Annotated in this window: 22 protein-coding genes; 16 read left to right on the top strand and 6 right to left on the bottom strand. The window is 33.2% G+C overall.

The window, feature by feature from the left end; translation table 11 throughout:
* Positions 1-59: 59 nt before the first annotated feature.
* From KAOT1_RS07785 to KAOT1_RS07775, 3 genes are all read right to left on the bottom strand, one after another.
* Positions 60-623 carry a TetR/AcrR family transcriptional regulator gene (locus KAOT1_RS07785; protein WP_007094222.1) on the bottom strand — a complete coding sequence of 188 codons (564 nt, stop codon included), beginning with the start codon at positions 621-623 and terminating at the stop codon, positions 60-62.
* Positions 624-758: 135 nt separating this feature from the next.
* Complete coding sequence (locus KAOT1_RS07780) at positions 759-1,196, bottom strand: hypothetical protein (protein WP_007094221.1); 438 nt, start codon at positions 1,194-1,196, stop codon at positions 759-761.
* Between the two features lie 493 nt (positions 1,197-1,689).
* On the bottom strand, positions 1,690-2,199 hold the full coding sequence (locus tag KAOT1_RS07775) for a VOC family protein (RefSeq protein ID WP_007094219.1): 510 nt from the start codon (positions 2,197-2,199) through the stop codon (positions 1,690-1,692).
* A gap of 114 nt (positions 2,200-2,313) precedes the next feature.
* Between KAOT1_RS07775 and KAOT1_RS07770 the strand changes: the two genes are divergently transcribed.
* The gene (locus KAOT1_RS07770) at positions 2,314-2,640 is read left to right on the top strand and encodes a winged helix-turn-helix transcriptional regulator (RefSeq protein WP_007094218.1); all 327 of its coding nucleotides are present in this window, start codon (positions 2,314-2,316) and stop codon (positions 2,638-2,640) included.
* A 660-nt stretch (positions 2,641-3,300) separates the two neighbouring features.
* Here KAOT1_RS07770 and KAOT1_RS07765 read toward each other — a convergent pair.
* Positions 3,301-5,601, bottom strand: coding sequence for a beta-N-acetylhexosaminidase (locus KAOT1_RS07765; RefSeq protein ID WP_007094217.1), 2,301 nt, complete (start codon positions 5,599-5,601; stop codon positions 3,301-3,303).
* A gap of 40 nt (positions 5,602-5,641) precedes the next feature.
* On the opposite strand from KAOT1_RS07765, the gene KAOT1_RS07760 reads away from it, so the two are divergent.
* Together KAOT1_RS07760 and KAOT1_RS07755 are read left to right on the top strand one after the other, a co-directional pair.
* On the top strand, positions 5,642-8,614 hold the full coding sequence (locus KAOT1_RS07760; RefSeq protein WP_007094216.1) for a GH92 family glycosyl hydrolase: 2,973 nt from the start codon (positions 5,642-5,644) through the stop codon (positions 8,612-8,614).
* A gap of 97 nt (positions 8,615-8,711) precedes the next feature.
* Positions 8,712-10,160 carry a sigma 54-interacting transcriptional regulator gene (locus tag KAOT1_RS07755; RefSeq protein WP_040559952.1) on the top strand — a complete coding sequence of 483 codons (1,449 nt, stop codon included), beginning with the start codon at positions 8,712-8,714 and terminating at the stop codon, positions 10,158-10,160.
* Positions 10,161-10,266: 106 nt separating this feature from the next.
* On the opposite strand, the gene KAOT1_RS07750 is transcribed toward KAOT1_RS07755, so the two are convergent.
* Positions 10,267-11,550, bottom strand: coding sequence for a lipase family protein (locus KAOT1_RS07750; protein WP_007094214.1), 1,284 nt, complete (start codon positions 11,548-11,550; stop codon positions 10,267-10,269).
* 200 nt (positions 11,551-11,750) lie between these two features.
* On the opposite strand from KAOT1_RS07750, the gene KAOT1_RS07745 reads away from it, so the two are divergent.
* Both KAOT1_RS07745 and KAOT1_RS07740 read left to right on the top strand, forming a co-directional pair.
* Positions 11,751-12,080, top strand: coding sequence for a T9SS type A sorting domain-containing protein (locus KAOT1_RS07745; protein ID WP_007094213.1), 330 nt, complete (start codon positions 11,751-11,753; stop codon positions 12,078-12,080).
* A 636-nt stretch (positions 12,081-12,716) separates the two neighbouring features.
* Positions 12,717-13,472 carry a HesA/MoeB/ThiF family protein gene (locus KAOT1_RS07740; RefSeq protein WP_007094212.1) on the top strand — a complete coding sequence of 252 codons (756 nt, stop codon included), beginning with the start codon at positions 12,717-12,719 and terminating at the stop codon, positions 13,470-13,472.
* 74 nt (positions 13,473-13,546) lie between these two features.
* On the opposite strand, the gene KAOT1_RS07735 is transcribed toward KAOT1_RS07740, so the two are convergent.
* Positions 13,547-14,305: a response regulator transcription factor gene (locus tag KAOT1_RS07735; protein WP_007094211.1), complete on the bottom strand. Its 759-nt coding sequence runs from the start codon at positions 14,303-14,305 to the stop codon at positions 13,547-13,549.
* Between the two features lie 156 nt (positions 14,306-14,461).
* Between KAOT1_RS07735 and KAOT1_RS07730 the strand changes: the two genes are divergently transcribed.
* From KAOT1_RS07730 to KAOT1_RS07690, 11 genes are all read left to right on the top strand, one after another.
* Positions 14,462-15,148, top strand: a complete 687-nt coding sequence (locus KAOT1_RS07730; protein WP_007094210.1) for a hypothetical protein — start codon at positions 14,462-14,464, stop codon at positions 15,146-15,148.
* A 49-nt stretch (positions 15,149-15,197) separates the two neighbouring features.
* Complete coding sequence (locus KAOT1_RS07725; protein ID WP_007094209.1) at positions 15,198-17,588, top strand: TonB-dependent receptor domain-containing protein; 2,391 nt, start codon at positions 15,198-15,200, stop codon at positions 17,586-17,588.
* A gap of 42 nt (positions 17,589-17,630) precedes the next feature.
* The gene (locus KAOT1_RS07720; RefSeq protein ID WP_007094208.1) at positions 17,631-19,001 is read left to right on the top strand and encodes a DUF6734 family protein; all 1,371 of its coding nucleotides are present in this window, start codon (positions 17,631-17,633) and stop codon (positions 18,999-19,001) included.
* A 271-nt stretch (positions 19,002-19,272) separates the two neighbouring features.
* Positions 19,273-19,428, top strand: coding sequence for a hypothetical protein (locus tag KAOT1_RS22835; protein WP_157560083.1), 156 nt, complete (start codon positions 19,273-19,275; stop codon positions 19,426-19,428).
* Positions 19,429-19,693: 265 nt separating this feature from the next.
* Positions 19,694-20,701 (top strand): grasp-with-spasm system ATP-grasp peptide maturase, encoded by a 1,008-nt coding sequence (gene gwsG, locus KAOT1_RS07715; RefSeq protein ID WP_007094206.1) that lies wholly within the window; start codon positions 19,694-19,696, stop codon positions 20,699-20,701.
* Positions 20,685-20,912 (top strand): hypothetical protein, encoded by a 228-nt coding sequence (locus tag KAOT1_RS07710; protein ID WP_007094205.1) that lies wholly within the window; start codon positions 20,685-20,687, stop codon positions 20,910-20,912. The genes gwsG and KAOT1_RS07710 overlap by 17 nt, the downstream gene beginning before the upstream one ends.
* Positions 20,893-21,987, top strand: coding sequence for a grasp-with-spasm system SPASM domain peptide maturase (gene gwsS, locus KAOT1_RS07705; RefSeq protein WP_007094204.1), 1,095 nt, complete (start codon positions 20,893-20,895; stop codon positions 21,985-21,987). The genes KAOT1_RS07710 and gwsS overlap by 20 nt, the downstream gene beginning before the upstream one ends.
* Before the next feature lies 1 nt (position 21,988).
* Positions 21,989-24,220, top strand: coding sequence for a peptidase domain-containing ABC transporter (locus tag KAOT1_RS07700; RefSeq protein WP_007094203.1), 2,232 nt, complete (start codon positions 21,989-21,991; stop codon positions 24,218-24,220).
* Positions 24,221-24,222: 2 nt separating this feature from the next.
* Positions 24,223-24,390, top strand: coding sequence for a hypothetical protein (locus KAOT1_RS22830; protein ID WP_157560082.1), 168 nt, complete (start codon positions 24,223-24,225; stop codon positions 24,388-24,390).
* Positions 24,391-24,401: 11 nt separating this feature from the next.
* Positions 24,402-25,454, top strand: coding sequence for a glycosyltransferase (locus KAOT1_RS07695; RefSeq protein ID WP_007094202.1), 1,053 nt, complete (start codon positions 24,402-24,404; stop codon positions 25,452-25,454).
* Positions 25,448-26,272: a hypothetical protein gene (locus KAOT1_RS07690; RefSeq protein WP_007094201.1), complete on the top strand. Its 825-nt coding sequence runs from the start codon at positions 25,448-25,450 to the stop codon at positions 26,270-26,272. The genes KAOT1_RS07695 and KAOT1_RS07690 overlap by 7 nt, the downstream gene beginning before the upstream one ends.
* The last annotated feature ends 63 nt before the right edge of the window (positions 26,273-26,335 follow it).

The following is a 26,335-nucleotide window of genomic DNA, read 5'->3' as shown; positions in this document are numbered from 1 at the left end:
GTTTTTTTGTTTTATTATTTAATAACTAAACGATCATTTAGTATTGGTGAAAAAAAATATTATATATTTTGAAAAATCATTTCAATGTAGTCTGTTATTTCATCTTGTGTGTTTACTTTAGATGCGGCAGCCAAACCATGTTTAGCAAGAAGTAAGAAATTGGCTTGTTTCAATATAAGATCGGCATTTTTAGTTTTATCCATCTTTAATTTTTCAATGAATAATTCTTTAAGATTGTCCATAAATGAATTCATCTGTTTTTGAATGAACTCATCATTACTTTTAGCAAATTCGTTGTATGTATTTGTCACAAAACAGCCTTTTTCATTTCCTTCAACGTTGCATATATTGACAGAATCATAGAAAAAAGTTTTTATGTCTGAGATCCCATTATTGGAATTTTTAAATTCTTCGAAGATAAAATTTACTTTTTTATGGTAATTTTCTAAGCTTTTAAGAAATAGTCCACGTTTATTGCCAAAACTTGAATATATAGAAAACTTGTTGATGCCCATTTCTTTTTCAAGCATTTGCATAGTAGTGCTTTCATACCCATTTCGCCAAAAAAGCCTCATGGCTTTATCAACTACCAAATCTTCATCATATTCTTTTTTTCTTGCCATTATCTAAATTCATCAACAAAACTAAACAATCGGTTAGAAATAAAAAAAAGTTTAACTTTTATTTTTGATTATCTTGATAATCAATTGTAATGTGCGTATAGAATTTGTGTTGTTTTTAACTTATTAGTGAATGTTTCAAGTAGATTTTTGAAGTTTTTTTACTTTAAAAACGTCTTTATTAAAAACAAATATTCGATACATTCGATCTCCAATTTTACTGTAACTTGGAATGTCGTTTTGCCAGAATTCGATATTGTTTTCGGTTAATAACACTTTTATGTCTGCTACTTTTTGTTTAGAACGTGTGGCAAGTACCAAATGTTGATGTTTGATGCCGTATACATGATTTTTGTAGAATTCGATGGCTTCCTGTTTGTTTGGTGAAGCAAATAAAATTTTTCCTTTTTGTCCTCTTTCTATATAAAATACTTCCCAAATTCCATGATTAAAACTTAAGACTTCAACATCGTCAGATTTTGGTGTGCCGATACCATCAATGTAGAATCTGTGGAATCCTTCTGCGATGAAGGTATCGTGTAATTGTTTTAGTTCTTTGTCTGTTTGAGGATTCATTAGTGGTGGTTTGAGGTTTTTTGGTATTTAAAACTTATTTAAATTGCTTTATCAAAATGCTTTCTTATAAATTTCGTCTTTGTGTTGTTAAGAACATTTACTCTGCAATTGCAAAAGTATAGCAAGGTTTATTTTTATGCTCTATCTATTTTTTCCAGTTTTCTGCTAGGTTTGGATCGTGAATAATGATTCTATCAACAGGCGATATTATAAATTGAGTAAACCATTTTTGAGGATTTTCTCCGTTCTAAGATATTGAATAATTGTGTCTCCTAGAATATGCAAGGCAAGAAAATCTACCAAGAAAAAATTTTCAATCATTTTCAAAATAAAGTCACTATTTGGCAATGATATCTTGATTGTAAACGGAGTTAATTTTAGAACTCTATAACAAGAATAAAAAGAAAAGCACTCTTAAAAGTGCTAAGAATGCCTTGTTTTTTGAAGTTATGGGCTTTTGCAACGGTTACCGTTGTTGCCAACTGATTTATTATTATGAATATGCGCCAGAAGAATAAGTCAATTCATAACTATGGGTATAAATTTCAAAAACAATTCCGAATGGATCTTCTACATAGCACATTTTATAAGGCTTATCATTTGGATAGTATTCTCTAATTGGCATTCTTTGTTTTCCACCATAAGACAAAATTCTCTCAATCAGTTCTTCAATATTTGGGTCTTGCACACAAAAATGAAAAAGTCCTGTATTGAAAGGATTGAATTCAGGTGCTTCTTTTATTCCGTGTGGGAAAGAGAAAAGTTCAATTCCGATTCCGTCAGAAGTCGCTAAATGAGCAATTTCGAATTCAGACCAGTCGTCTCCAAAAACGTCAATACACATTTGTCCAATAGCAGTTTCCTTTTCTTTTTGAACCTTTGAGGGCTTCATAATTACATACCATCCCATTACTTCTGAATAAAATTTCACTGCTTCATCTATATCAGGAACCGTTATGCCAATGTGTGAAAATGATTTTGGGTAATTTTTATTATTTATCATAATTTATATTTAGATTCCAAAATTAATCTATATTTACCTAATCTACAATAACTTACTATAAAGTGGTATAGTTACTGAAACGAGTAAAATAATGAAAATCAATATTTTAAAATTATGTTTTTAAATAAAGAAAATGTTTGCCCCTTAAATTATACGATTAATTTAATAGGTACAAAATGGAAACCTTTAGTTTTATTCCATTTACTAGAAGGTGGTTTGCGTTCAGGAGTATTACAGAAGAAAATTCCAGAAATTTCAAATAAAATGTTTACCCAAACAGTACGAGATTTAGAAAAAGACGGACTGATATCCAGAAAAGTTTTTCCTGTAGTTCCTCCAAAAGTGGAATATAGTTTAACTGACAGAGGTAAATCACTTGAGGATATTTTAATAAGTTTGGATAAATGGGGTTTGGAAGATTGTCAAAATTCATCGAATTGACTCGATTTCAAACTTGTTGCCAAAGTACGTATATACCAAATTCAGTATATCATACCAATATTAAATAACGTCAGTTCGATATAAATCATTCAATTTATATTTATAGTAATTTTAGAAATAATTCCGCTATATAATTCATTTTTAAGGTTTTATTTTCGTTTTCTTTGCTTACCCAAAGAAAAGAAACAAAAGAAAGGGAACTTTTCCAGAGGTATTTTTAGTTTTTCTTTTAGAGAAAAACTAAAACCGCATGAGTTTTTCTAAATTTTCTCCAAGGTTTCGAAAATTTTTAACGAAAAACTCCTGCTATACTGCGGAAAAGAAAAGTTTCAAACTAAAATTCTTACGTCGAACTCACGTTAAATAATAACAGAAACCAATTCCAAATCAATTTCCCATTATGCTCCATAAAAGTAAACCAAATACCATACATACACAAAGTGGTTTTCCGTAAAATTGTAAAAAAATAAGTGAAGTCTAAAAAAAGATTCATCAAAGAAACAAATTACCATAAGTTTTAAATTTCCACTTTACACCATATAAAAATATTCGCAATAACAAATCATATTTTTATTCTGGAAACATAATCATTCTATGAAGTATTTTTTGAACATTGAACACCAAACACCCAAAACCCAGTAGGCTGAGAGAAGCCGAAGCCTACTTCACCACAATCTCATCTAAAAAAGTCCACGCTTTGTTTCCTGCGCCTTGCATTCCATCGGGAATAGTCCCGTAATTCGGAATGTGGATTTCGATATGTTGTGTCACTATTTCTTCAATTTGAAAGGCATGCGGAACAAGCGTTGCATCCGTTTGCGGAATTTGATTGATTTGATGCAATGTTCTGCCATCTTGCTCATTTACATAACTGATACCGATTTCCTTTGGCGCATAAATCCATTGACCGTTGGCGTTGTAAAATCGTGTAGAGACTGAACTAATTTTAGTTGGTTTTTCCAAATCAATAGTAATTGTTACGTCTTTTCCCCAGAAACCAAGCCATTCCTTGTCGCCATAACGTGTATCACTTCCTGAAACACCATTTACCAATCCAGCTTTTCCGCTTCCTGCATACACTTTGTGCGCTTTTGGTTCAAGTGTAATTGATGCGCCAACCGCTTTATGATTTTTATACACAATGGTAAAATCGCGCCCTAACTTTTCGTTGTCATCAAAAACTGCCGCTTTTAAAACCGTTGAACCTTCAATTGGTAAGTAACCTGTATATTTCTCCGATTGTAAAGTTGGCGAAGTTTCATCTGTAGTGTAGCGAATGGTTTTATTGCGAATCACGGTTTGTAAATCAAACACCATGATGTTGTCATTTCGTTTGGTAACTTCACCTTCAATCTCGTACAAATGATTGGCATAATTCACGTTCTGTGCATCCAAACGTTTGTGAAAATGTGAGAGGCGATACGTAAAATCCTCATAATCTTTTTTCCTCGGATTTGACCAGTTCACTTCCGCCATCGCAATAACTCTTGGAAACGCCATATATTCCACTTTTTCAGCAGTCGGAATATATTCTGTCCATACATTTCCTTGCGCGCCCAATACAAATTTGGCTTCGCTTTCGGTTAATTCTTTTGGAATCGGATTAAAATAATACACTTTTTTCAACGGTAAAAAACCACCAATTGCCAACGGTTCGTCTTCATTATCCGATTGATAATAATCAAAATACGCATGCGATGTTGGTGTCATAATCACGTTATGTCCAGATTTTGCTGCTTCAATCGCACCGTTCATACCGCGCCAAGACATTACAGTTGCATTTGGCGCCAATCCACCTTCTAGAATCTCATCCCAACCAATAATACTTTTCCCTTTACTATTAATATATTTTTCCATGCGCGCAATAAAATAACTTTGCAAACCATGTTCATCTTTTAAATCTTCTCTTTTAATAAGTTCCTGACAATATTCACAGGCTTTCCAACGTGTTTTTGGCGCTTCATCACCACCAATATGAATGTATTTTCCTGGGAATAATGGCATGACTTCATCCAAAACATTTTCAAGGAAAGTAAAGGTTTCTTCTTTCGGACAGTATATATCTTCAAAAACGCCCCATTTTGTAGCAACTTTTACATTTTTGCCAGTACAACCCAAATTCGGATACGCAGCAATTGCAGCTTGTGCATGTCCAGGCATTTCTATTTCAGGAATTACGGTAATAAATCGTTTAGAAGCATAAGCAACAACTTTTTTTACTTCTTCCTGCGTGTAAAATCCGCCATAGGATTTTCCATCAAACTTTTGAGGCGTATCGTTATAATGTCCGATGAGTGTTTCATCGCGAAAAGCAGCAACTTCCTGTAATTTTGGATATTGCTTAATTTCAATTCGCCAACCTTGGTCGTCGGTTAAATGCCAATGAAACGTATTCATCTTTAATTGCGACAACAAATCAATATATTTTTTGATGAAATCAACCGAAAACATGTGACGTGAAACATCTAAGTGCATGCCGCGATACGAAAAACGTGGCGCATCTTTTATTTCTATATTTTGAATGGCAATTTTGTCGTGATTGAAGGTGTTATTTTCCAATGCTGGCGGTAACAATTGACGTAACGTCTGAAAACCATAAAAAGCGCCTTTTGCTGTTTTTGCTTTGATGATAATTTGAGAAGTATCAACCGTTAACGCATAACCTTCGTCATTTTCAATGGTAGGATCAAGCGTAAATCTGATGGTTTTCTTAGCATTTGAATCTTCTGTTAAAAGTGTGTAGCCTAATTTTTCATTTAAATAATCATTGAAAAATTCCGCCACAGCGACATGTTTTGCATCCGCGAGAAGCGACACATTTTCATCCAACAGAAAAACACCTTCTTGCATCGTTAATTCATTCGGAATCGGGATGATATACGGTTTTACGGGCGGTTGTGGTTTTGTACAACTTATAAAACAAAGGAAAATAACAAATTTGAAAAAAATATTGGCGTTCATTTTAGTATCTTAGATGCCATAAATTTAGGAATCTATTTTAATGAAACTTCAACACATCACACTTTTTATTGTCATTTCGTTATTTTTTAGTTGTTCGAATGATGAAAAAATACAAATTGCACAAAAAGATACTGACTTAATTGACTACGTAAATCCATTTATAGGAACTGGCGGACACGGACATACCTATCCTGGCGCAACCATGCCGTTTGGAATGATGCAACTCAGTCCAGATACACGGTTGGATGGTTGGGACGGTTGTTCTGGCTATCACTATTCAGACGAATATATTTATGGTTTTTCACACACGCACTTAAGCGGAACAGGAGTTTCTGATTATGGCGATATTTTGCTAATGCCAACTAATGAAATTAATTTTAATAACGGTTCGGATACTTCGGCAAACTCGGCAACGAAAAAGGGCTATCGCGCACATTTTTCGCATGACAATGAAGTAGCGGAAGCAGGTTATTATAAAGTGCTATTAGATAGTACAAATATTGAGGTAGAATTAACAGTTTCCGAACGAAGCGGAATACACAAATACAGTTTTCCTTCTGCGGAAAATCAAGTGGTCATGTTAGATTTGGTACATCGTGATAAAGTGTTGGACGCAAAAATTGAAAAAGTGTCTGATACAGAAATTGTAGGATATCGTTTTTCGGAAGCTTGGGCAAGCGATCAACGGTTGTTTTACGTACTAAAAACATCGCATCCATTTGAAGATATGCTACAATCGCCACCAAAAACTGGAATGCCAGGCGGAAGACGATCTGCGTTAACTTTTAAGAATCCAAACAACGAACCTATTATCATTAAAGTCGGAATTTCGGCAGTTGATATAGAAGGCGCACGAAAAAATTTAGAACAAGAAATAGGAACTAAATCTTTTGAAGAAGTAAAGAAAATAGCGCAAGAAACTTGGGAGAAACAACTAGAAAAGATTGTGATTGAGAGTGAAGATGTCGATTATAAAACAAATTTTTATACCGCGTTGTATCATACGATGATTGCGCCAAATATCTATCAAGATGTAGACGGACGTTATCGTGATATGGATATGAAAATTCATCAATCTGACGACCATACACATTATACCGTTTTTTCTTTGTGGGACACGTATCGCGCGGCACATCCGTTGTATACGATTATTGAACAAGAACGCACAAACGATTTTATCAAAACCTTTATTAAGAAATACGAATCTGGCGGAATTATGCCTATTTGGGATTTATCAGCGAATTATACAGGTTGTATGATTGGCTATCACGCAGTTCCTGTAATTTCAGATGCGTATATGAAAGGCATTCGCGATTATGATGTAGAAAAAGCGTTTGAAGCAATGAAACACAGTGCTACACGTGATAAATTGGGCTTGAAATATTACAAAACACTTGGGTACATTCCTGTAGAAATGGAATCGGAGTCGGTTTCGAAAACTTTAGAATATGCGTATGACGATTGGACAATTGCGGAAATGGCAAAAGCCATGGGAAAAACCGCAGATTATGAGGAATTCATTAAGCGAGCGCAATACTATAAAAATATTTATGACCCAGAAACAAAGTTTATGCGCGGACGTTTTAGAAACACTTGGTTTTCTCCTTTTGATCCGTATGAAGTCAACTTTAATTACACGGAAGCCAACTCGTGGCAATACAGTTTTTATGTGCCGCAAGATGTTTCAGGCTTTATTGATTTGTTAGGCGGAAAAGACAAGTTAGAAGCACAATTGGACAAATTATTTACGGCAAATCAAGAAACTTCTGGGCGCAATCAGGCAGATATTACAGGATTGATTGGTCAATATGCACATGGAAACGAGCCGAGTCATCATATGGCATATTTGTATAATTTCATCAATAAACCATCAAAAACACAGGAATATGTGCATCAAATTTTAACAACGTTGTACAAAAATGAACCTGATGGAGTTTCTGGAAATGAAGATTGCGGACAAATGAGTGCTTGGTATGTATTGAGCAGTTTAGGTTTCTATTCTGTAACGCCAGGAACCAACGAATATATCATCGGAACGCCATTATTTGACAAGGCAACCATCAATCTAGAAAATGGAAAAACCTTTACGATTATCGCAAATAATAGCTCGAAAGAAAATATATATATCAAATCGGCAATGCTGAACGGAAAGAATCATCCAAAAACATATCTCAATCACGCAGATATAATGAATGGTGGCACTTTAGTTTTCGAAATGACCAACACACCAACCGATTGGGGAACGAAAGATGAGCACATTCCGGTAACGGAAATTAAAGAACATAAAATTGTGCCGCCACCATTTATTGCGAAAGGCGATATTGCGTTTAAAGGCTCAACAGAAGTTGTGTTAGAAACTGTAGACAAAAAATCAACGATTTATTACAGAATGATGAATGTGTATCAATCATTTAAGCCAGACTTTGTAGTATATGACAAACCTATCAAAATTGAAAATAAGAGTTTCTTGGAAGTGTACGCGCAGCGTGGTGAAGAAAAAAGTGCCATAATAACTACAGATTTCTTTAAAATAGATCCAAACCTAAAAATAAAGCTAGAAACGGAATATGCCAATCAATACAATGCAGGCGGACAAAATGCACTAATTGATGGAATTTTTGGAACCGAAGATTTCCGCACAGGAACATGGCAAGGATATTTTGATACAGATGTGATCGCAACCGTTGATTTAGGAAAAGTAAAACCTATACATACGATTCAAGTAAACTTTTTGGAAGATCAAAAAAGTTGGATCTTTTTACCGACAGAAGTTGAATGTTATGTGAGTGACAATCCAAACCGATTTTACAAATCATTGCCAACACAAACGTTTGAAGTTACAAAACCCAAAGAAGGTGCACATATTAAAAACGTAAGTTTTGATATGAAAGGTTATAGTGGACGTTATGTGAAAATTGTTGCCAAAAAACTAGGAGAGCTTCCTGAATGGCATTTAGGATACAAACACAACGGACGCAGTTGGTTATTCGTAGACGAAATAGAAGTAAAGTAATAACAGCATGCTGAGCGGAATCGAAGTATGGTTATTTGTAGATGAAATAGAAGTGAAGTAATAAAAAATGTTAATTGAAAAAGAACATCAAAGACGAATGAAAAAAGAAATCACGTTTAAAGAATTAAAAGATTCAGGATATTTACACAAAACAATCAATGAAGAATTACAAGAAAATTTAATTGCACGAATCAAAGCAAATGAACCTGTTTTTGAAGGTTTGTTAGGGTACGAAGACACGGTAATTCCGCAATTAAAAAAAGCAATTTTAGCAGGACATCATATCAATCTTTTAGGATTACGCGGACAGGCAAAAACACGAATTGCCAGAAGTATGGTCGATTTACTTGATGAATATATACCCATTGTAAAAGGTTCTGAAATTAACGACAGTCCGTTTTTACCAATTTCTAAGTTTGCGAAAGATTTACTAGCCGAACACGGAGATGAAACACCAATTTCGTGGGTGCATCGTTCAGATCGTTTTTATGAAAAATTAGCTACACCAGACGTAAATGTATCTGATTTAATTGGTGATATTGATCCGATAAAAGCGGCGACTTTAAAATTGCCATATTCTGATGAACGCGTCTTACATTACGGAATGATTCCGCGTGCAAACAGATCAATATTTGTCATCAACGAATTACCAGATTTACAAGCGCGAATTCAAGTGTCTTTATTTAATATTCTACAAGAAGGTGATGTGCAAATTCGTGGTTTTCAGCTTAGAATGCCGTTGGATATTCAGTTTGTATTTACAGCAAACCCAGAAGATTACACTAATAGAGGAAGCATTGTAACACCTTTAAAAGATAGAATTGGTTCACAAATCTTTACGCATTATCCAAAATCAATAGCGTTGGCGCGTGAAATTACAGAGCAGGAAGCTTCTATTTCTTCGGAAGATAAAGCAGCAATAAAAGTTCCGAATCTGGCAAAAAACTTGTTGGAGCAAGTAGCTTTTGTAGCGCGAAATAGTGAATATGTTGATGCAAAAAGTGGCGTTAGTGCGCGTTTAACGATCAGTGCGATGGAAAATTTGATGGCTGCAGCCAAATTACGTCTAATAGAAACAGGCGAGAAGCAAACCACGATTCGATTGGTAGATTTCATGTCAATCATTCCTTCCATCACAGGAAAAATTGAATTGGTATATGAAGGCGAACAAGAAGGCGCTGATGAAGTCGCAAGATTTTTGATTGATGATGCAGTCATGGAACAATTTGAAGATTTATTTCCACGTGTGCCAAAACTAGAAAAAGAAGGTGTAAAAACAACGTATACAGATGTAATTGCATGGTTTGAAGACAATTTTATCGAACTAAATTACACAGCAACCGATGACGAATTTTACGCAAGTATCAATGCGGTTACACCATTAGATACTATCATAAAAGAATATGCTTCTGAATATAGCAAAGAAGATCAAATTTTTTGCAAAGAGCTTATTTTGTGGGCATTGACGATTAATCACAAATTAGATAAATCTGAAAATAATACGGCTTTCACTATTGATTCTTTAGGCTTTGGAAGGCATTTTTAAGAAAGAACAATACATAAAAAATGTTTCCTTAGCATCTTTGCGATCTTCGGGAAACATTTTTGGTCATTAAAAATAAAAGGATAGGTTAGTCACTATTCTAAAAAGTCTAGTGATTCTCTTTAGCCAATTGTATAGCTGCTTCATCAATTTTTTGCAAATCGATTTTTGCAATTTCTTTTACAGCTTGTTCGTAGGGTTCTTTTTTCTCTTGATCTTTCGGTTTATTTGCTTTTAAAATCACTTCATACGCAGTCATAAAGGTTTTAATATCAAGTAATGTATGATATGCTGATGTATGTTGAACGGCTGCTTGCGCCGCAAAACGCGCTAAGTTTCGCAAGTATACAGCATACTTTCCTAAAGCAAGTGGAAGTACAAGTTCAATATATTTTAATTTATCCGAAATTTTATTGTCAATATCTGTGTTGAAAGTTCCCTCTAAAACGGTTGCAGGAGATATCTGTTGATATCGATTTACAGGAACTCCAATAATGTTTTTGGTAGATAACGCGTTCAACGCTGCAGCACTGGCCAACGTTCCTGTTAAGGTTTCTGACGGATTTGCATCACTTGGCGGAATAATATACGCATCATAAATGGTTGGAATTTTTGCCAAATCATCTTTTTGCCAAGCATGTGGCACAACGTCAATTCCGTTATGTTGACTTAAGTAATATATGTTGTCTGCTGCAATTTGTTTCTCATAATACGCAGCAAAAGCTTCATCACCAGGCGTTGGTCCAGCCGTAGGAAAAGTGCCAAGTGAAGTTTGTCCGTTTACATCCCAATCTTTTTTCGTATCTAATAAATACAAAGCTAATGTAGGAGACAATGCGCCACCCAAACTATGTCCTGCAACTGCTATTTGTATGTTAGTCAAACTTTCATTTTTATGTAGAAAACTTTGTAATGCTTCTATGAGTGTTTCTTCGCCTTTATTCTTCATTCCCAATAAAATATTGAGTCCAATATGTGTTCCATTCGAAATATTTCCCGAATTAGGAACGCCAGTTACTAATTCCCAAGAAACGGTTTTATTAACAGAGAAATCTTCCACCAACCAACCAAATGGCGAGTTTACATTAGTTCCAGCAATGGCAATCACAATGGTGTTTTCACTTTCGTTATAATACATTCCCATCGTATTATCAGCATGTACCGAATTTGAAGTTGCGTCATTTGCATATACAATTGGTCCCCAAATTGCGCTCCAATCACCAATAATTTCTTTCGTATCTTTTAGTACATCATGCGCGACTTTGGTCACATAGGTTTGCATGGCTGTCATTCCGCTTTTACAATCGGTCTGACTCCAAGAGAGTCCAGAAGCAGAATTCACGGAAAATGACAAACTGTAGATTTGTTTAAGTAATTGGTTTGATGGTTTCATAGCTTTTTTTCAATTGTGTGTTAATACTTACAATACAAATTAACAGCTAAATAAAAAATACTAATAGAAGACTTTTACTCGAAAATAGAACCACGTAGTTATACTGATAAAAATTAAAAAATTGTATATAGAATGTTAAAAAAAGGTCATTATTGTAAATAATTATTACATTTGTAATAAATGTACCAAATCGAACACGAGTGAAGCAAAAAATACTTTTAATTATCTTATTACTATCATTCAGTACAGCAGCTTTTGCCCAAAGCAGTGTTCGTACCCAACTTGTTGCTACTACAGAAACAGTTTTCAATATTTCTCCAAATCCAGGAATTAATGAATTAAACATCCGATTGACGCAAAAGACAGATGCGGCAGTTGAGGTTTATAATCTTTTGGGAAGAAAAATCTACACTGGAAAACTGACAACAATGCACAATGCTATCGATATTTCTTCATGGAAATCTGGAATTTATTTGGTAAAAGTAATTACAGACAAAAAATCGATTACAAAGCGTTTTGTGAAAAAGTAAACTTTTTTTGTATTAGGTATTTGGTGTTAGTGAGTTTCCAAATATCATTTGAAATTCCTAGAACGAATCCACAGAAAACGAATAAACAAGTATGTAGTTTATGCGTTTATAAGGTTAACAGTTTATGCTTTGAAATACACTGGAAGTAAGTATCTTAACTCACAACTTTTGATCTATTTAAAAAAATTAACCGGAAGTTACAAAAAAGTATCTTTTTGCCTGTTTTAAGAGTCAAAAATTTAAAGTTCTTTAACAGCTCTATTGATTATTCTCTCATCGATATAATGTCTTTTTTATGATCTCATCAGAGGTATGAAAGGAGAAAGATTTTGTATCTCCGCTTAGGGACGAGTTTAGATAACTAAGGTATATTTTTCTCAGGCACTTCATTTACACTGTTCAATTTAGTCCGACATGGGTGGCTCACTTTACCCTAATTTCCCAATCTTGATACCGATGAAAATAAAAAATCAATATGTAGCATGGGGATATCCTTTAGGGCGACGACCAAACATAAATCCTTTTTTGTGAATTATTTATAAATTTAGTTTCAAGTTCATGTGAAGTTTAAAACTACTCTTTAGGTTAAAATTTTTTGTGATGACATGTAGTATCTTTGAATCAAAATTCAATATAATGAAAACACGTTACAGCAGAAACAGAATTTACATAACGGAAGCTGAGCAACAAATTATTAAAAAAACCCCCGTAATTCTAGGAGGTTCTGGTATTGGAAGTAATATAGCTGAATGTGCTTTGCGTTTAGGATTTGAAAATATTACAATTATTGATGGCGATCAGGTAGAAGATTCTAATTTAAACCGACAAAATTATACGGAAGCTGATATTGCAACAGACAAAACTTTGGCGATTAAAAGCAGACTCGAAGCAATAAATTCGAATGCAAATATTGTGGTTCATAATTGTTTTTTGACTCACGAAAATCTTGAAGAATTCATCAAAGGACACAAAATAGCAATCAACGCACTAGATTTTACTTCAGATGTACCATTGATATTTGATAAACTTTGTCAATCGCAAAATATTTCCGTTTTGCATCCGTATAACTTAGGTTGGGGCGGATTACTCACGGTGATTACGCCAGATAGTCTCACACTAGAAACATTAAATAAACAGCCTGAAAATATCAGCGAAGTGAATATGGTAGAATATGCTTCAAACTATTTGAAATTTTGGGGAACTCCGCATTTATGGATAGACGATATCTTGGAAAGCTATAAAAATGAAGAAGGGAATTTGCCACCACCACAATTAGCTATAGCTTCATGGATTGTAGCTGCTATGTGTACACACGTACTTTTTAAAATAGCTACCGGAAAAGAATTTAAAAAATTCCCTGAGTTTTACTTATCTACATTGATGAATGATTAAATAAACTCGTTGCTAATTTTAGTGTCTTAAAATCACTCAAAAAGATATGTTTGATTAAAAAACCATAAACAGGTTTAAATAAGTTTATTATTAGTCGCATATGCGATTGCTTCAGAAATATTTGCCACTTCCAATTTGTCAAACAATTTTCTACGGTGAAACTTTACAGTATCAGGTGAAACAAAAATAGTCTTTGCAATTTCGTTAATAGTATAACCACGAGTTGAATATTGAAGAATTTCTTTCTCTCTACTCGTGAGCTTTATTTTCTCTTGAGTCTTCCAGAAACCGCCTTCCAAATCATATTTAAAAACTTTATTATCTCCTTTTTTGTAAACTTTTATGTTTCCTGATTTTTGTTCTGCAGACAATGAAATGATGCATAAGGCTTTCCATATTTTCCCTTCATTAGTCAAAAATATGGGAGTTAATTTCTGATTGATTAAAATTACTTTTCCTTCATTATTTTTTAAATGATAATCATACGAAATTGTGTGATTTTTTCTATCTTCTAAAGGAATTTTCTCATAAAACTCAAAGCCAGCTGTATTGATGGTCAATAATAAATCTAGATCGGGTTTTATAACATATTTAAAATAAAAAGCATACCCCATTTCCTTTACTTCATCAGCAGTATGACCACACAAAAACAAAGGATTATCTGAAACATACTCAAACCCTTTTGCTTGGTAATCTATTACATAAATACTTTTGTAAGTAGTGCGAGCAAAAGCACTTATAGGTTCTAAATAATTGGCAGTTTGCTTTTGGTCATCATCAGAAATATTATCTACTGAATTCCGAAAAGAGAAAAAATCATTTACATCTGGCATAGCATTTTCATATGAAAGTTAAAGATAGTCTTATTTATTAAAAAAAGAAACCTCTTACACACTTTTGTGTAGTTTTTTATAGCGCTTCGGATAACTACTATTTAGTGTAATACAAACCCTACTGACTCTGTATAGATTTGATGGAAAATAACCATTATGATACTAACAGACAACCATTTAGAAAGACTTCAGAAAAATCAAATTTTAGACATTGCTAAATTTGTAGTAAAGGAAAATTTTAAACATCACGCTAATAATATCTTACCTAGTGACTACGAAAAAGATGTAGCGTATATTAAAAACGAAGAACAGAAATTCTATAAAGATTCTGAAATCTATGCAGCCAAAGATAGAATGGGAAGTATTTTGGGAGCAATTCGTGTACTAAAATGGAACTATAAAGATAAGTTACCATTAGAAAAAATCTTCGGAATCAATCCTTTAATGGCAACTCAAAAAACAAAAATCAATAGCATATTCCATATTGGTCGTTTTGCTATCAAGAAGAATGTACGGAATGTAAATTTATTCAAAAAGTTAATGGTTTGTGCTATAAAACCAATCTGCCAGCACAAAGATAATATTGCTTTCGCTGAAATTGATAGTAAATTATTGCGAGTTTTATCTTTACTAGGAATTAAAACAGAAATTATTGGGAAATCTATCAATTATTTAGGATCTGAAACAATTCCTATTTCTATGACGTATGAAGGACTGATTGATTTTTATAATAAGAATAAGGTATTAGTTGCGTCAGAAACATTCAACAAACCACTTCAAACTCAGCAACTACCTTTAAGTGTAGTTTTACACAACAAATCATTGAACTACTCTTTTGTGTAATAAACCGTAAATGAATACCTCGTAGATTTGAAGTATACAAATAAAGAAAATGAAAAATACAATTACATATATATTAATCTTCTTAGCATGTCAATTCTTAGTAGCTCAGACTTATACAGGTTCTGTAAAAGATGCACAAGGAAATGAAGTTGCTTTTGCAAATGTAATCGTAAAGAGTACAACTGACGGAAAATTGATTACAGGTGTAATAACTGATGAAGCTGGAAAATTTGAAATTACTGTCACAACATCAGAAGCTTTCCAGCTTATTGTAAGTTTTGTTGGATATAAAAACTGGGAAAAAATAATAACGCCTAATTCACCAACAGCAATAGGAATCATTACTTTATTAGAAAGTGAAAATCAACTCAAAGAAGTCGTAATTACTGCCAAAAAACCCATTATTCAGCGGAAAGCAGGAAAACTCATCTTTAATATAAAAAATAGTGTAGCGTCTAACGGATTTAATGCTATGGAAGCGTTAAAATTTGCACCAAAAATAGATCCAACAAGCGATGGAATTAAAATGATTGGAAAAAGTAAACTTGCAGTCATGGTGAACGATCGTTTGTTGAATTTAGACGGACAAAGCTTGGATTCATACCTAAAATCGTTACGCTCAGAAAATATAGAGAAAATTGAGATCATTACAAACCCTCCAGCACGGTTTGATGCTTCTGGAAACAGCGGATTGATTAATATTATCCTAAAAAAGAACACTAATATTGGTTTTGACGGTTCTGTAACAGCAACTTACGTACAACGCTCATATCCAGGGTTTATGCCTTCCACATACTTAAAATACTCAACAGATAGAATGTTGATCGCATTCAACCTATTTGCAGATAATGAAGCAAAACGATCAGAATCTAGCAATGAGTTTTTATATCCAACACTAAGGCGAAACGGATCTACACGAACCAAACAGGAAATTGATGGATTGTCTAGCGGATTAAATTTCGAATACAAATTTAGTGACAATCACAAAGCAGGAATCATCTTAAATAGCGATATCTGGAAAACAGAAGGAGCATTACAAAATAATACCATCTTTAGATCGCTAAGTTCGCAACAAATTGATTCTGCTTTAATTGCACCATCTAATAATACAAACAAATACGATTATCTATCGGCTTCTGCCTATTACGATATCAAGTTAGATACGATAGGAAGTACATTACAATTCAACTACAATCATTTAAAGAAAAACAACGAGGACGATCGCTCACTATTTTTATCTAGATACGAAGGAGATTTGAACAACCTCACAGGAACAAATTCGGCACTCAATATTTCAGAAGCTGACTATCAAGTAAATTCATTAAATGTAGATGTAGAATTGCCAATAAAAGATAGTAAATTAGGTTTTGGAGGAAAACTTACATTCCTTAAAAACGATAGTGACATTCAGTTTTTTGACACTACATCAGGAACTTCAATACTAGACGCAAATCAAAGCAACGTATTTGCATATGATGAAGAGGTGTACGCTTTATATACTTCATATCAAAGACCTTTAGGAGAAGCGTTTTATCTCATTTTAGGATTGCGCTATGAGCACACGCAAACCAGAGGAAATTCTATCACAACAGGAATTGTAACTGAAAACAACTTCAATAACATATTTCCATCGCTTACATTGGCATATGATCCAAGTGATAAACATTCGTTCTCAGTTGGTTATTCCAAAAGAATTGACAGACCAGGTTTCTCAGATATCAATCCATTTAGAAGTTACACAGATTTCTTCTCATTCAACGAAGGAAACCCATTACTAATACCATCAATAACGCATAATATTGATTTCTCATACATCTTTAACAACGATTTGGAAATAAGTGTATATCATACTATTTTAAAAGATGCAGTAGATTTCATCACGCTTACAACAGCAGACACAAACACGGTTATTTCACGACCTGAAAACTTTTACGATCAATCAACATTTGGTTTGGATATTTATTACAACTTCAACCCGACAAGTTGGTTTAACAGTAACAACGGATTTAGCGCGTATTACAACAGTTCAGAATCAAAAATACCAACCGTGACATTGGCAGATTTATCAGGATCAGGATTCTACATATCCACACGCAATACATTCACGCTCAACAAGGAAAAAGGAAATACAGTATATGTGAATTTTTTCCAAAACTTTCCGGAAACCAATGGCTTTCTCAAAACATTCAACAGAGCAAACTTGCAAATAGGAGGAAAGTTCACATTCATGGACAAGCGATTAACCCTAAATGCTTCGGTAAGCGATATCTTTAGACAAAATCGAAATAGAAACAGAGAAATTTACCAAAACTATACATTCAACTCCAGGATATACAATGACATCCGACGCCTCAATGTTGCGTTGACATACACCTTTGGAAACAATAAATCTAAATCGTCTCGAAGAAAAGCAGACGACTCTGATAAGAGCAGATTATAAATCATCACATCACTTAAAAACGAACCCACAAAAGTCATAACTATGAAAATTATACAAAGTTTTTGGACAGGAAACAGTGAAGTCATTCCAAGTTGCGGATGGTTCTCTGAAAAGTACCACTTATTGGGTTGGATTTTAAGCGTGAATCAACTCTGCAAATATTACGATGAGGTAGAATTGGTAACAGACACATACGGTTACGAATTACTGATTGAAAAATTGCAATTACCATACACTAAAGTACATGTGGTTTTGGACGAACTCAACAAATATCCGTCAGACCTTTGGGCATTGGCAAAAATAAAAACCTATCAAATTCAAAAAACACCTTTTTTACATGTAGATGGCGATGTATTTATCTGGGAAAAATTTAGTGACGAATTAATGTCCTCGAACCTAATTGCTCAAAATATCGAAACTACTTCGGAATATTACCGAACTATGTGGGCAGACATTCGACCGCATTTAACGCACTTGCCAACATCTATGGAGTTGTTTGACCAATCGGTGCACAACAAAGCTTATAACATGGGAATCTTTGGCGGTAACAACATGGATTTCATGCAAAAATACTGTGAAGCATCGTTTTCATTTGTAGATAAAAACAAAGAAAATTTAACAAAAGTAAACCAATTCAATTTCAACATATTCTTTGAGCAAGTATTGTTTTTTGAGATGACTAAGATTGAAAAACAAGAAGTTTCAACTTATATAAAAGAAGACATTGGCGACAACCAATATACAAATTTCGGAAACTTTGAAGATGTACCACACAAAAGAACCTACTTACATTTATTAGGTGATTTTAAACGACAATTAGTTGTCTGTAAAAAAATGGAAAGTTATGTGATGAAAAACTATCCAGCATATTACAAACGTTTGGAAATACTACTCAACAAGCCAAAATTGAGTTCGTATATTCCGTATGACTATACCAAAGCGACAAATGAAGCCATCATAAAAGAATTTCCGAACACATTTTTAAAATCAGCAAAAATGCATGACAAACCTAGCTTTCTCATTGCACGCGATTTATACATGAGTGGGCAAGTTGCCAACTTTTGGAAGCTAAAAAAAGCAGCTGAAAATTTCAAATTGATGGTTTTGCCGAGTGTTGATATCATTGAAGATGTAGAAGATGGAAATTATATCTCTGTCCAGGAATTAGATGGAAATAATATAGAAGAAGAAATGATTGCTATAGATCAAATCATCTTTAACGAACTCAAGAAACCGTGCGATAGCGAACTATTTAAAGTCAATGTATTAAACTATCTAAGCGATGACTTTCCAGAAACAGAAAAGCAAGAATTTGTAAACACTATCTGGATGCGAATAGCACATTTTATTTCCTTAAAAATTGTAGTGGCTTTTTCGTATGCATTGGAAGAAACACAAATTCAAGAATCATAAAAGAACCACAATCACTATGAAAAAATAAATTTAAATGAACGATTAAATACTAGCGGAGGAAGTGGTTCAACTCGAACTAAATATAGAGTAACATTATGTGCTCATGCAGATGCTGACCCTAGAAGAACAGATTCTAACTAAAAATATATAATAAATCATTGGCCAATGAGTGTAGTTTATGTCTTTACTACTCAAACAAAAGACGCAGGAGAAAATCACGCCTACACAGAAAGAGGATCATATTTATTTATTAACATTAATTCTTTAAACCATGAAGAAAATTAATTTAGCAGAGTTTCAAACTTCAAAGTTGACTCTAAACGAAAGATTAAACACAAAAGGAGGGAGCGGATCAACGACTTCACGTAGAACACACACATCTTGTACTGGAAGTGACTCTGATTCAAGAAGAACTGACTCTGACTAGAAATAAATAACTAGTCAATCATAAGCATAGTGCGGCAGGCAACAGCTGTCTGTCGCACATGTTTAAAAAAATTACCAACTACCTTTTCCATACATTTTTTTGTAAAATAAAAGCATTCCTCAATGGCATATCAATATGTTGATTGTGAAAGGAATAAGGAGAAATATATCCTAAAGATAGTGTGAATTTTATCGCTAAAATATTCAGAAACAACTGTTTTAGGAAAACCAAGAATCAAACCATACCAAATTTTAAATCTAATACTATGATCATCATATTTTCAACAGAAAATGAAATCTCTACAAGTGACGTCATTTACAGACTCAAGCATCATGGAGAAGAAGTGATCAGAATAAATTCTGATGACGATACCTTCAAATTTTCGCTCATCAACAAAGAAGGTATTTACTTTAAAAATACCCGAACAAACAAAACATATAACCTGTTAGAAGCCAAAAGTTGTTGGTGGCGACGTACAGGAATAAGCATGAAAAACTTCATATTAGATACGCCAAAAGAAGATTTCATCGCAAATGAATTAGATTTATCAGTCTTAATAAAAGGACGCAAAAGCCTACTAAGATCAGAAACTGCTGACCTGAAAGAATACATACTAAGACGCATATACGAAAACTGTAAAATAAATATTGGAAGTCCTTGGCGATACGGACTGAATAAGTTAGAAGTTTTAGACATAGCACAACAACACGGATTGCAAACTCCTGATTATGAAATTATTTCAAATCTAAATCAAATAGCGCCAAGCGGCATAAAAAACGAGTTTGTAACCAAATCAATAGCAGAAGGCATCTACGAAGTTATTGGCAACAATAGTTTCTACACATATACAGAATTACACAAAAAAGAAGATTTTGCAGGAAATGATGTCAACGTTTTTCCATCGATGATTATGAATATTATTGACAAAAAAATGGAGATTCGTACATTTTACCTCGACGGACATTTCTACTCAATGGCAATCATGTCGCAATCACTTAATCAGACAAAAGTTGACTTCCGAAAATACTCCGACAGCAAGCCAAACAAATGCGAAACATACAAGCTCCCAAAAAGTGTTGAAGACAAGTTGGAAAACGTCTTCAAACACTTACAACTCAACTGCGGCTCCGTAGATTTGATTGTCAACGAAAACAACGAATATGTATTTCTAGAAATCAATCCTGTTGGGCAATATGCCATGACAAATTTGCCGTGTAACTATAATTTAGATGAAGTAATCGCAAAATATCTCATACATGGAATCATTGAATAAAATAGAACTTGAAACAGAAGAACTTGCAGGTTTACCACTCTTTTTTAAAAGAATATTTTACAACCAAGTTACCAATATTGAAGACGAATTGGCATTGTACAAATACAATGAAGCTACGCAAAGTATTGAAATGCGTGGTTACTATCCAAACCGAATAATCTGTAAAAAATACGAACCTAAAACCACTGAAAATGAAGTATTCAAAAAATGATGTATTCTTTGTATCATCTAGTTGCAAGCTGGTAAAAGGTGCAAAAAGAAGTATAATTATTGATTATTCTCGTGGCGATGTGCAAATTATCCCAAATGAATATTACGATTTGGTACAAGATATCAACCGAAAAAAAATAACAGAAATCATTGCACATATTGATGAAGATTCAAAAAACTCATTCTTCAGCTTTATAGAATATATGCTTGTGCATGAATTTGGTTTTTTAACGGAAGAAATTGAAAAGTTTCCTGAAGTTTCAACGGCTTACGATGACGATCATGTCATTCTAAAAGATGCTATTCTAGAAGTTGATGAAACTGTTTTTAATGAAGAAGATTTTTCATCACTCATCTTTCAAATTAACGAACTGCATTGCAACGATTTGCAAATTAGAATTTCATCAAAAACCAACTTTTCATTCATTGACAAAGTACTTTCCATCATTGACCAAGCAAACATGTTATATGTAGAATTATATCTAAAAAATGAAGGAGAAATTACTAACGATCAGTGGCATTACTTACTCAAAACATATGCGCCATTGAGTCATGTGCATGTATACAACGCCAAGACTGAAAAAGCGGTAGATTATTACATAGAACGCGAAACGTATTTCCCAATCGAAATTGGAAAAGTAAGCCATCATACATTAGATTTTGAAAAAGGTTGCTGTGGAACAATTTCATTCGATCACTTGAATTTTAGTGACATGGGAACACATCACTTTCATCAAAAACACAATGGTTGTCTCTTTAAAAAATTGACAATTGATACGACAGGAAACATTAAAAACTGTCCGAAAATGACCAAAACTTACGGAAACTTTAAAGAAAAACGTATTGAAGACGTCATTCAAGAAAAATCATACCAATCACTTTGGAATGTCAAAAAAGATGACATTGCTATTTGTCGCGACTGCGAATTTAGATACAACTGTTCCGATTGTAGAGCTTTTACACAACAAACAGATGACGAATACAGCAAACCATTACGATGCGGATACAATCCTTATACCAATGTATGGGAAGATTGGAGCATCAATCCATTAAAACTATTAGTTACAGAACATTAATATGCTACAACAATTACGAAACAGCTTAAAGCCATTTGAATTTGTCTATCAACACGACGTGATGGACTGCGGACCAGCATGTTTGGTAATGATAGCACGTTATCACGGAAAAAAATATTACATACGTCAAGTACGCGACGAATGTTTTTTAGGTAAAGATGGTTCTAACTTGTTGGGAATTGAAGAAGGTGCCATAAAAATGGGTTTTGAAACTATGCCTGTAAAAATTACCATTGATGAACTCATTCAAAAAGCACCATTACCATGTATTCTGTTTTGGGATAATGGACATTATGTAGTACTATACAAAGTAAAAAAGCATCCAATAACCAACAAAGTAAGCTTCAAAATTGCTGATCCGTCACACGGAAAAATTACGATCGATCAAGTAAACTTTGAAAAAATGTGGTTACAACAAGACAAAGGAATTGCATTATTTTTAAATCCTACCGAAGCATTTCACGACAAAGAAATCATCAAAGAAAAAGCGTTCAGTTTTGCATTCATTTACAAGTTTTTAAAACCTTACAAGCGTGAAATTAGCATTCTTGGTTTGGGTTTGGGAGTTACAAGTTTCTTTACACTCATCTTTCCATTTTTAACCAAAGCACTAATTGACATTGGAGTAGAATCTAAAAACTTAAACTTTGTCTTCATCATTTTATTGGCACAAGTTTTTCTGTTTTTAAGTTCCACTCTTGTTGAAATAGTTAAAAGTTGGGTGTTGGTTTATATCAACTCAAAAATCAACATTACAATTGTTTCCGACTTTTTAAACAAAATCATACTCTTACCATTTTCTTTCTTTGATTCTAGGCAATTGGGCGATTTTTCACAACGAATTCAAGATCACGAACGTATAGAAGAATTTCTTACTTCACAAAGTCTTATGGTGATTTTTTCGTCACTCAACTTTTTGGTATTCTTCTTTGTATTAACCTATTACGATTTTAAAATCTTGGTGATCTATTCATCTCTAACACTTCTTGCTATCATTTGGTCATTAGTGTTTTTAAAGAAACTTGAAAAAATTGATTATTATCGGTTCAACTATAAAAGTGAAAGTCAGCAATCGGTTTTCGAATTAATCAACGGAATAGAAGAAGTTAAGCTCAATAATATGGAGCGTTACAGAATTTCTCGTTGGAAAAAATCGCAAATAAAGCTTTTCAAAATAAACTTAAGAGCTTTAAAATTAGATCAAATTCAGTTGATGGGTTATGACTTTATCAATCAGCTCAAAAACATCGTGGTCATCTTTATCGCTGCGCGCGAAGTAATTTTGGGAAACATCACTTTAGGAGCTTTATTGAGTATTTCTTACATCATCGGGCAAATGAATTCGCCAATTAATCAACTTATTGAATTCTTCCGATCGTGGCAATTTGCTAAGCTCAGTTTGGAACGTTTATACGAAGTGCAAAATATTGAAAATGAAGTGCAAAATCATCATGTGTTATTATATGAAAATAACAATCATACAACGACAACACCAAAAGGAATTGCCGTTAATAACGTTTCATTTCAATATTCTGGTCCGCGATCTCCGTATGTATTAGAAAACATAGATTTCAACATTCCAAAAGGAAAAACAACAGCAATTGTTGGTGAAAGTGGAAGTGGAAAAACAACGTTAATGAAATTGTTATTAAAATTCTACAATCCCATTGAAGGCACAATAAAATATGATAACGACAATTTGGTAGATATATCTGCGAAAGATTTACGAAAAAACTGTGGAATTGTACTGCAAGATGGTTTCTTATTCTCAGATACTTTAGAACGAAATATTGTAACGGGCGATGCTGAGGTTGATCCAAAACAATTACAAAAAGCATTGCATATTGCCAACCTAGAAGAATTTGTTTCTACATTGCCTTCAGGACTACAAACAATGGTAGGAAGTAACGGAAATGGACTTTCTGGCGGACAAAGACAACGTGTATTCATTGCACGCGCTGTATACAAGAATCCACATTTTATTTTTTTTGATGAAGCAACTTCTGCACTTGATGCGGAAAACGAAAAAATAATTTATGAGCATCTAGATTCCTTTTTTAAAGGGAAAACAGTGGTGAAAATTGCACACAGACTTTCCACCGTAAAAAATGCAGATCAAATAATCGTATTAAAAAAAGGACACATTGTAGAGCGCGGAACGCATACAGAATTGGTAAAAACCAAAGGATATTACTTCAATTTAGTGAAAAATCAACTTGAATTAAGCGCGTAAATATGGAAGACGATTTAGAAAAAATAATGAACCGAGATAACTATTTCTTAGTGAAACGCGGAATGTTGCTAATTATCATCATTTTTATCGTTACACTGCTAACAATGAGCTTTTTAATAATAGAAGGAAAATCGATATTGAAGTTAGTTGTAGAATATTATGTACGTTAAAAACAAACACCATGAAATTGAAAAATAAAATATCTTTTTGTACGGTTTCTATGAATCGATTGTATCACTTAAAAGAAACATTAGTACGTAATATAGAAGACAATATAGATTATGAAAATATCGAATTCGTGCTTTTGGATTACAACTCTAACGACGATATAAAATCGTGGGTTACAAACGATTTAAAAGTGTATCTCGATATGGGAATTTTGAAGTTTTACAGTACCAACATTCCCGAAACATTTCACCGATCGCATTCTCGAAACGTAGTGATGAAACTTGCAACAGGAGATATAATTTGCAACTTAGATGCCGATAATTACTTAGGAAAAGATTTTGCGTACTTTATAAATTACCAATTTAGTTTTAGCGGAAACATATTTCTAACATCAGCTTTTGCGGATGGCTCTACAGGACGTGTTTGCGTAAAAAAAGATGATTTTTTAGCCGTAAAAGGATATGACGAACGCATGTCAGGTTGGGGATTTGAAGATGATGACTTATACAACAGGTTAACGATGTCTGGATTAAAAAATGTAAAATTTAACAATTCTGAATTTGTAGAATTCATTTGGCATGATGTTGAAGAAAGTTTTGAAAACGACATAAACGTAACAGGCGTTTCTGCAATGTATATTCAACACAAAAGTAGTTTTCAATCAACACTTTTATTTCTATTTCAAGATGGAAAATTCAAATATGGAAATATTGAAAAGCCAAAAGCAGAAGAAGATGCTGTAAATACAGAATTGGTTGAAGATACTTGGCAAACAGGCACTTTTACAAAACAAAATAATGCTCATATTAGTTTAACATTTACCAATGATATTACAAAAAAGATTCACATCGCAACTACTGAAGCGACAAAAAATACTGTAACGCAAGATGCATTTATTCGTGTGACCGATTCCATATTCAAAGGAAGATTACTATTATTATTAACATCGCTTGAAAACAAAAAACTATACAAAAATAAATTTGCTTCACTGCAAACCGCTCCAAACCCAGAAAATTGGGGAGAAACTATCATACAAAATCTTTCTAAAAGCTTGCAATCATGTTAGAACTTATATTTTTTATACCAAAAGAAGCTCAGAAAAAAATGATGCTAGAATTTATAAAACCCACATTCTCAGAATTGTTAAATACTGGCGAAATTAGTTCATTTGTATACACGAGTTATCCCAAACGTTTAATCTTGGAAGTATTTACAACGGAAGAAAATCAAGTGTTCAACGAACAAATTTCAACAAAATGGAAACAATATCTTCAATCTGAATATGAATACTTTGCAGCGTTCAAAATGACCGAAGTTCAAACATTATTTCGTGAATTTCCGCAAGACTATATTAAAATTTTAGAGCATGAACATGTAGATGAATCAGATCCGTTTTACACAAAAGATACTTCACTATTAAACTTAGAAATTTTAGAATGTTTGGTTGAAAACGAATATGACTTCGAATATTCATTGTGTTTGGTTTTTACATACTTATACTGTCTTGGCGGTTATGCTCCAAAAATTTATTTAGAACAATCTAAAGAGTTACTAAATACGATAGAATTTTTTCCAAGTACCAAGGAAAAATTAAACGCAGAAGTGACTTCAATTTTAAATGAAAACGAAAAAGAAATAAAAGAACGATTGGACGAATTATTCATAGAATTAAATGCCTTTCATGAGTTAGAATCGGCTCCAACAACATTTTCAAAATGGAAATTATCCTATGGAATGTTAACGAACAATACGGAAATTATAGATATAACATTGCTATTTGAAAAATTCAGAAATCAGCTATTCTTTTCTGATGCTGAAATTTATATGATTTCAACAATTATTATTAACTATTTTGAAGAAAAATATTGTTATAATTTTGTGTAAATTTTCAACTCTAGGCAAACTTAAACTTAAAGTGATGTAAACTTTTTGAAAAGATAAAAAATG

The organism is Kordia algicida OT-1 (assembly GCF_000154725.1).
Lineage (GTDB): Bacteria > Bacteroidota > Bacteroidia > Flavobacteriales > Flavobacteriaceae > Kordia > Kordia algicida.
This window is presented reverse-complemented; position numbering and strand designations above follow the sequence as displayed.

Excerpts from the sequence above, each read along its gene's own strand:
- KAOT1_RS07785 (WP_007094222.1), bottom strand. The coding sequence starts at position 623 with ATGGCAAGAAAAAAAGAATATGATGAAGATTTGGTAGTTGATAAAGCC.
- KAOT1_RS07780 (WP_007094221.1), bottom strand. The coding sequence starts at position 1,196 with ATGAATCCTCAAACAGACAAAGAACTAAAACAATTACACGATACCTTC.
- KAOT1_RS07775 (WP_007094219.1), bottom strand. The coding sequence starts at position 2,199 with ATGATAAATAATAAAAATTACCCAAAATCATTTTCACACATTGGCATA.
- KAOT1_RS07770 (WP_007094218.1), top strand. The coding sequence starts at position 2,314 with ATGTTTTTAAATAAAGAAAATGTTTGCCCCTTAAATTATACGATTAAT.
- KAOT1_RS07765 (WP_007094217.1), bottom strand. The coding sequence starts at position 5,601 with ATGAACGCCAATATTTTTTTCAAATTTGTTATTTTCCTTTGTTTTATA.
- KAOT1_RS07760 (WP_007094216.1), top strand. The coding sequence starts at position 5,642 with ATGAAACTTCAACACATCACACTTTTTATTGTCATTTCGTTATTTTTT.
- KAOT1_RS07755 (WP_040559952.1), top strand. The coding sequence starts at position 8,712 with ATGAAAAAAGAAATCACGTTTAAAGAATTAAAAGATTCAGGATATTTA.
- KAOT1_RS07750 (WP_007094214.1), bottom strand. The coding sequence starts at position 11,550 with ATGAAACCATCAAACCAATTACTTAAACAAATCTACAGTTTGTCATTT.
- KAOT1_RS07740 (WP_007094212.1), top strand. The coding sequence starts at position 12,717 with ATGAAAACACGTTACAGCAGAAACAGAATTTACATAACGGAAGCTGAG.
- KAOT1_RS07735 (WP_007094211.1), bottom strand. The coding sequence starts at position 14,305 with ATGCCAGATGTAAATGATTTTTTCTCTTTTCGGAATTCAGTAGATAAT.
- KAOT1_RS07730 (WP_007094210.1), top strand. The coding sequence starts at position 14,462 with ATGATACTAACAGACAACCATTTAGAAAGACTTCAGAAAAATCAAATT.
- KAOT1_RS07725 (WP_007094209.1), top strand. The coding sequence starts at position 15,198 with ATGAAAAATACAATTACATATATATTAATCTTCTTAGCATGTCAATTC.
- KAOT1_RS07720 (WP_007094208.1), top strand. The coding sequence starts at position 17,631 with ATGAAAATTATACAAAGTTTTTGGACAGGAAACAGTGAAGTCATTCCA.
- KAOT1_RS22835 (WP_157560083.1), top strand. The coding sequence starts at position 19,273 with ATGAAGAAAATTAATTTAGCAGAGTTTCAAACTTCAAAGTTGACTCTA.
- gwsG (WP_007094206.1), top strand. The coding sequence starts at position 19,694 with ATGATCATCATATTTTCAACAGAAAATGAAATCTCTACAAGTGACGTC.
- KAOT1_RS07710 (WP_007094205.1), top strand. The coding sequence starts at position 20,685 with ATGGAATCATTGAATAAAATAGAACTTGAAACAGAAGAACTTGCAGGT.
- gwsS (WP_007094204.1), top strand. The coding sequence starts at position 20,893 with ATGAAGTATTCAAAAAATGATGTATTCTTTGTATCATCTAGTTGCAAG.
- KAOT1_RS07700 (WP_007094203.1), top strand. The coding sequence starts at position 21,989 with ATGCTACAACAATTACGAAACAGCTTAAAGCCATTTGAATTTGTCTAT.
- KAOT1_RS22830 (WP_157560082.1), top strand. The coding sequence starts at position 24,223 with ATGGAAGACGATTTAGAAAAAATAATGAACCGAGATAACTATTTCTTA.
- KAOT1_RS07695 (WP_007094202.1), top strand. The coding sequence starts at position 24,402 with ATGAAATTGAAAAATAAAATATCTTTTTGTACGGTTTCTATGAATCGA.
- KAOT1_RS07690 (WP_007094201.1), top strand. The coding sequence starts at position 25,448 with ATGTTAGAACTTATATTTTTTATACCAAAAGAAGCTCAGAAAAAAATG.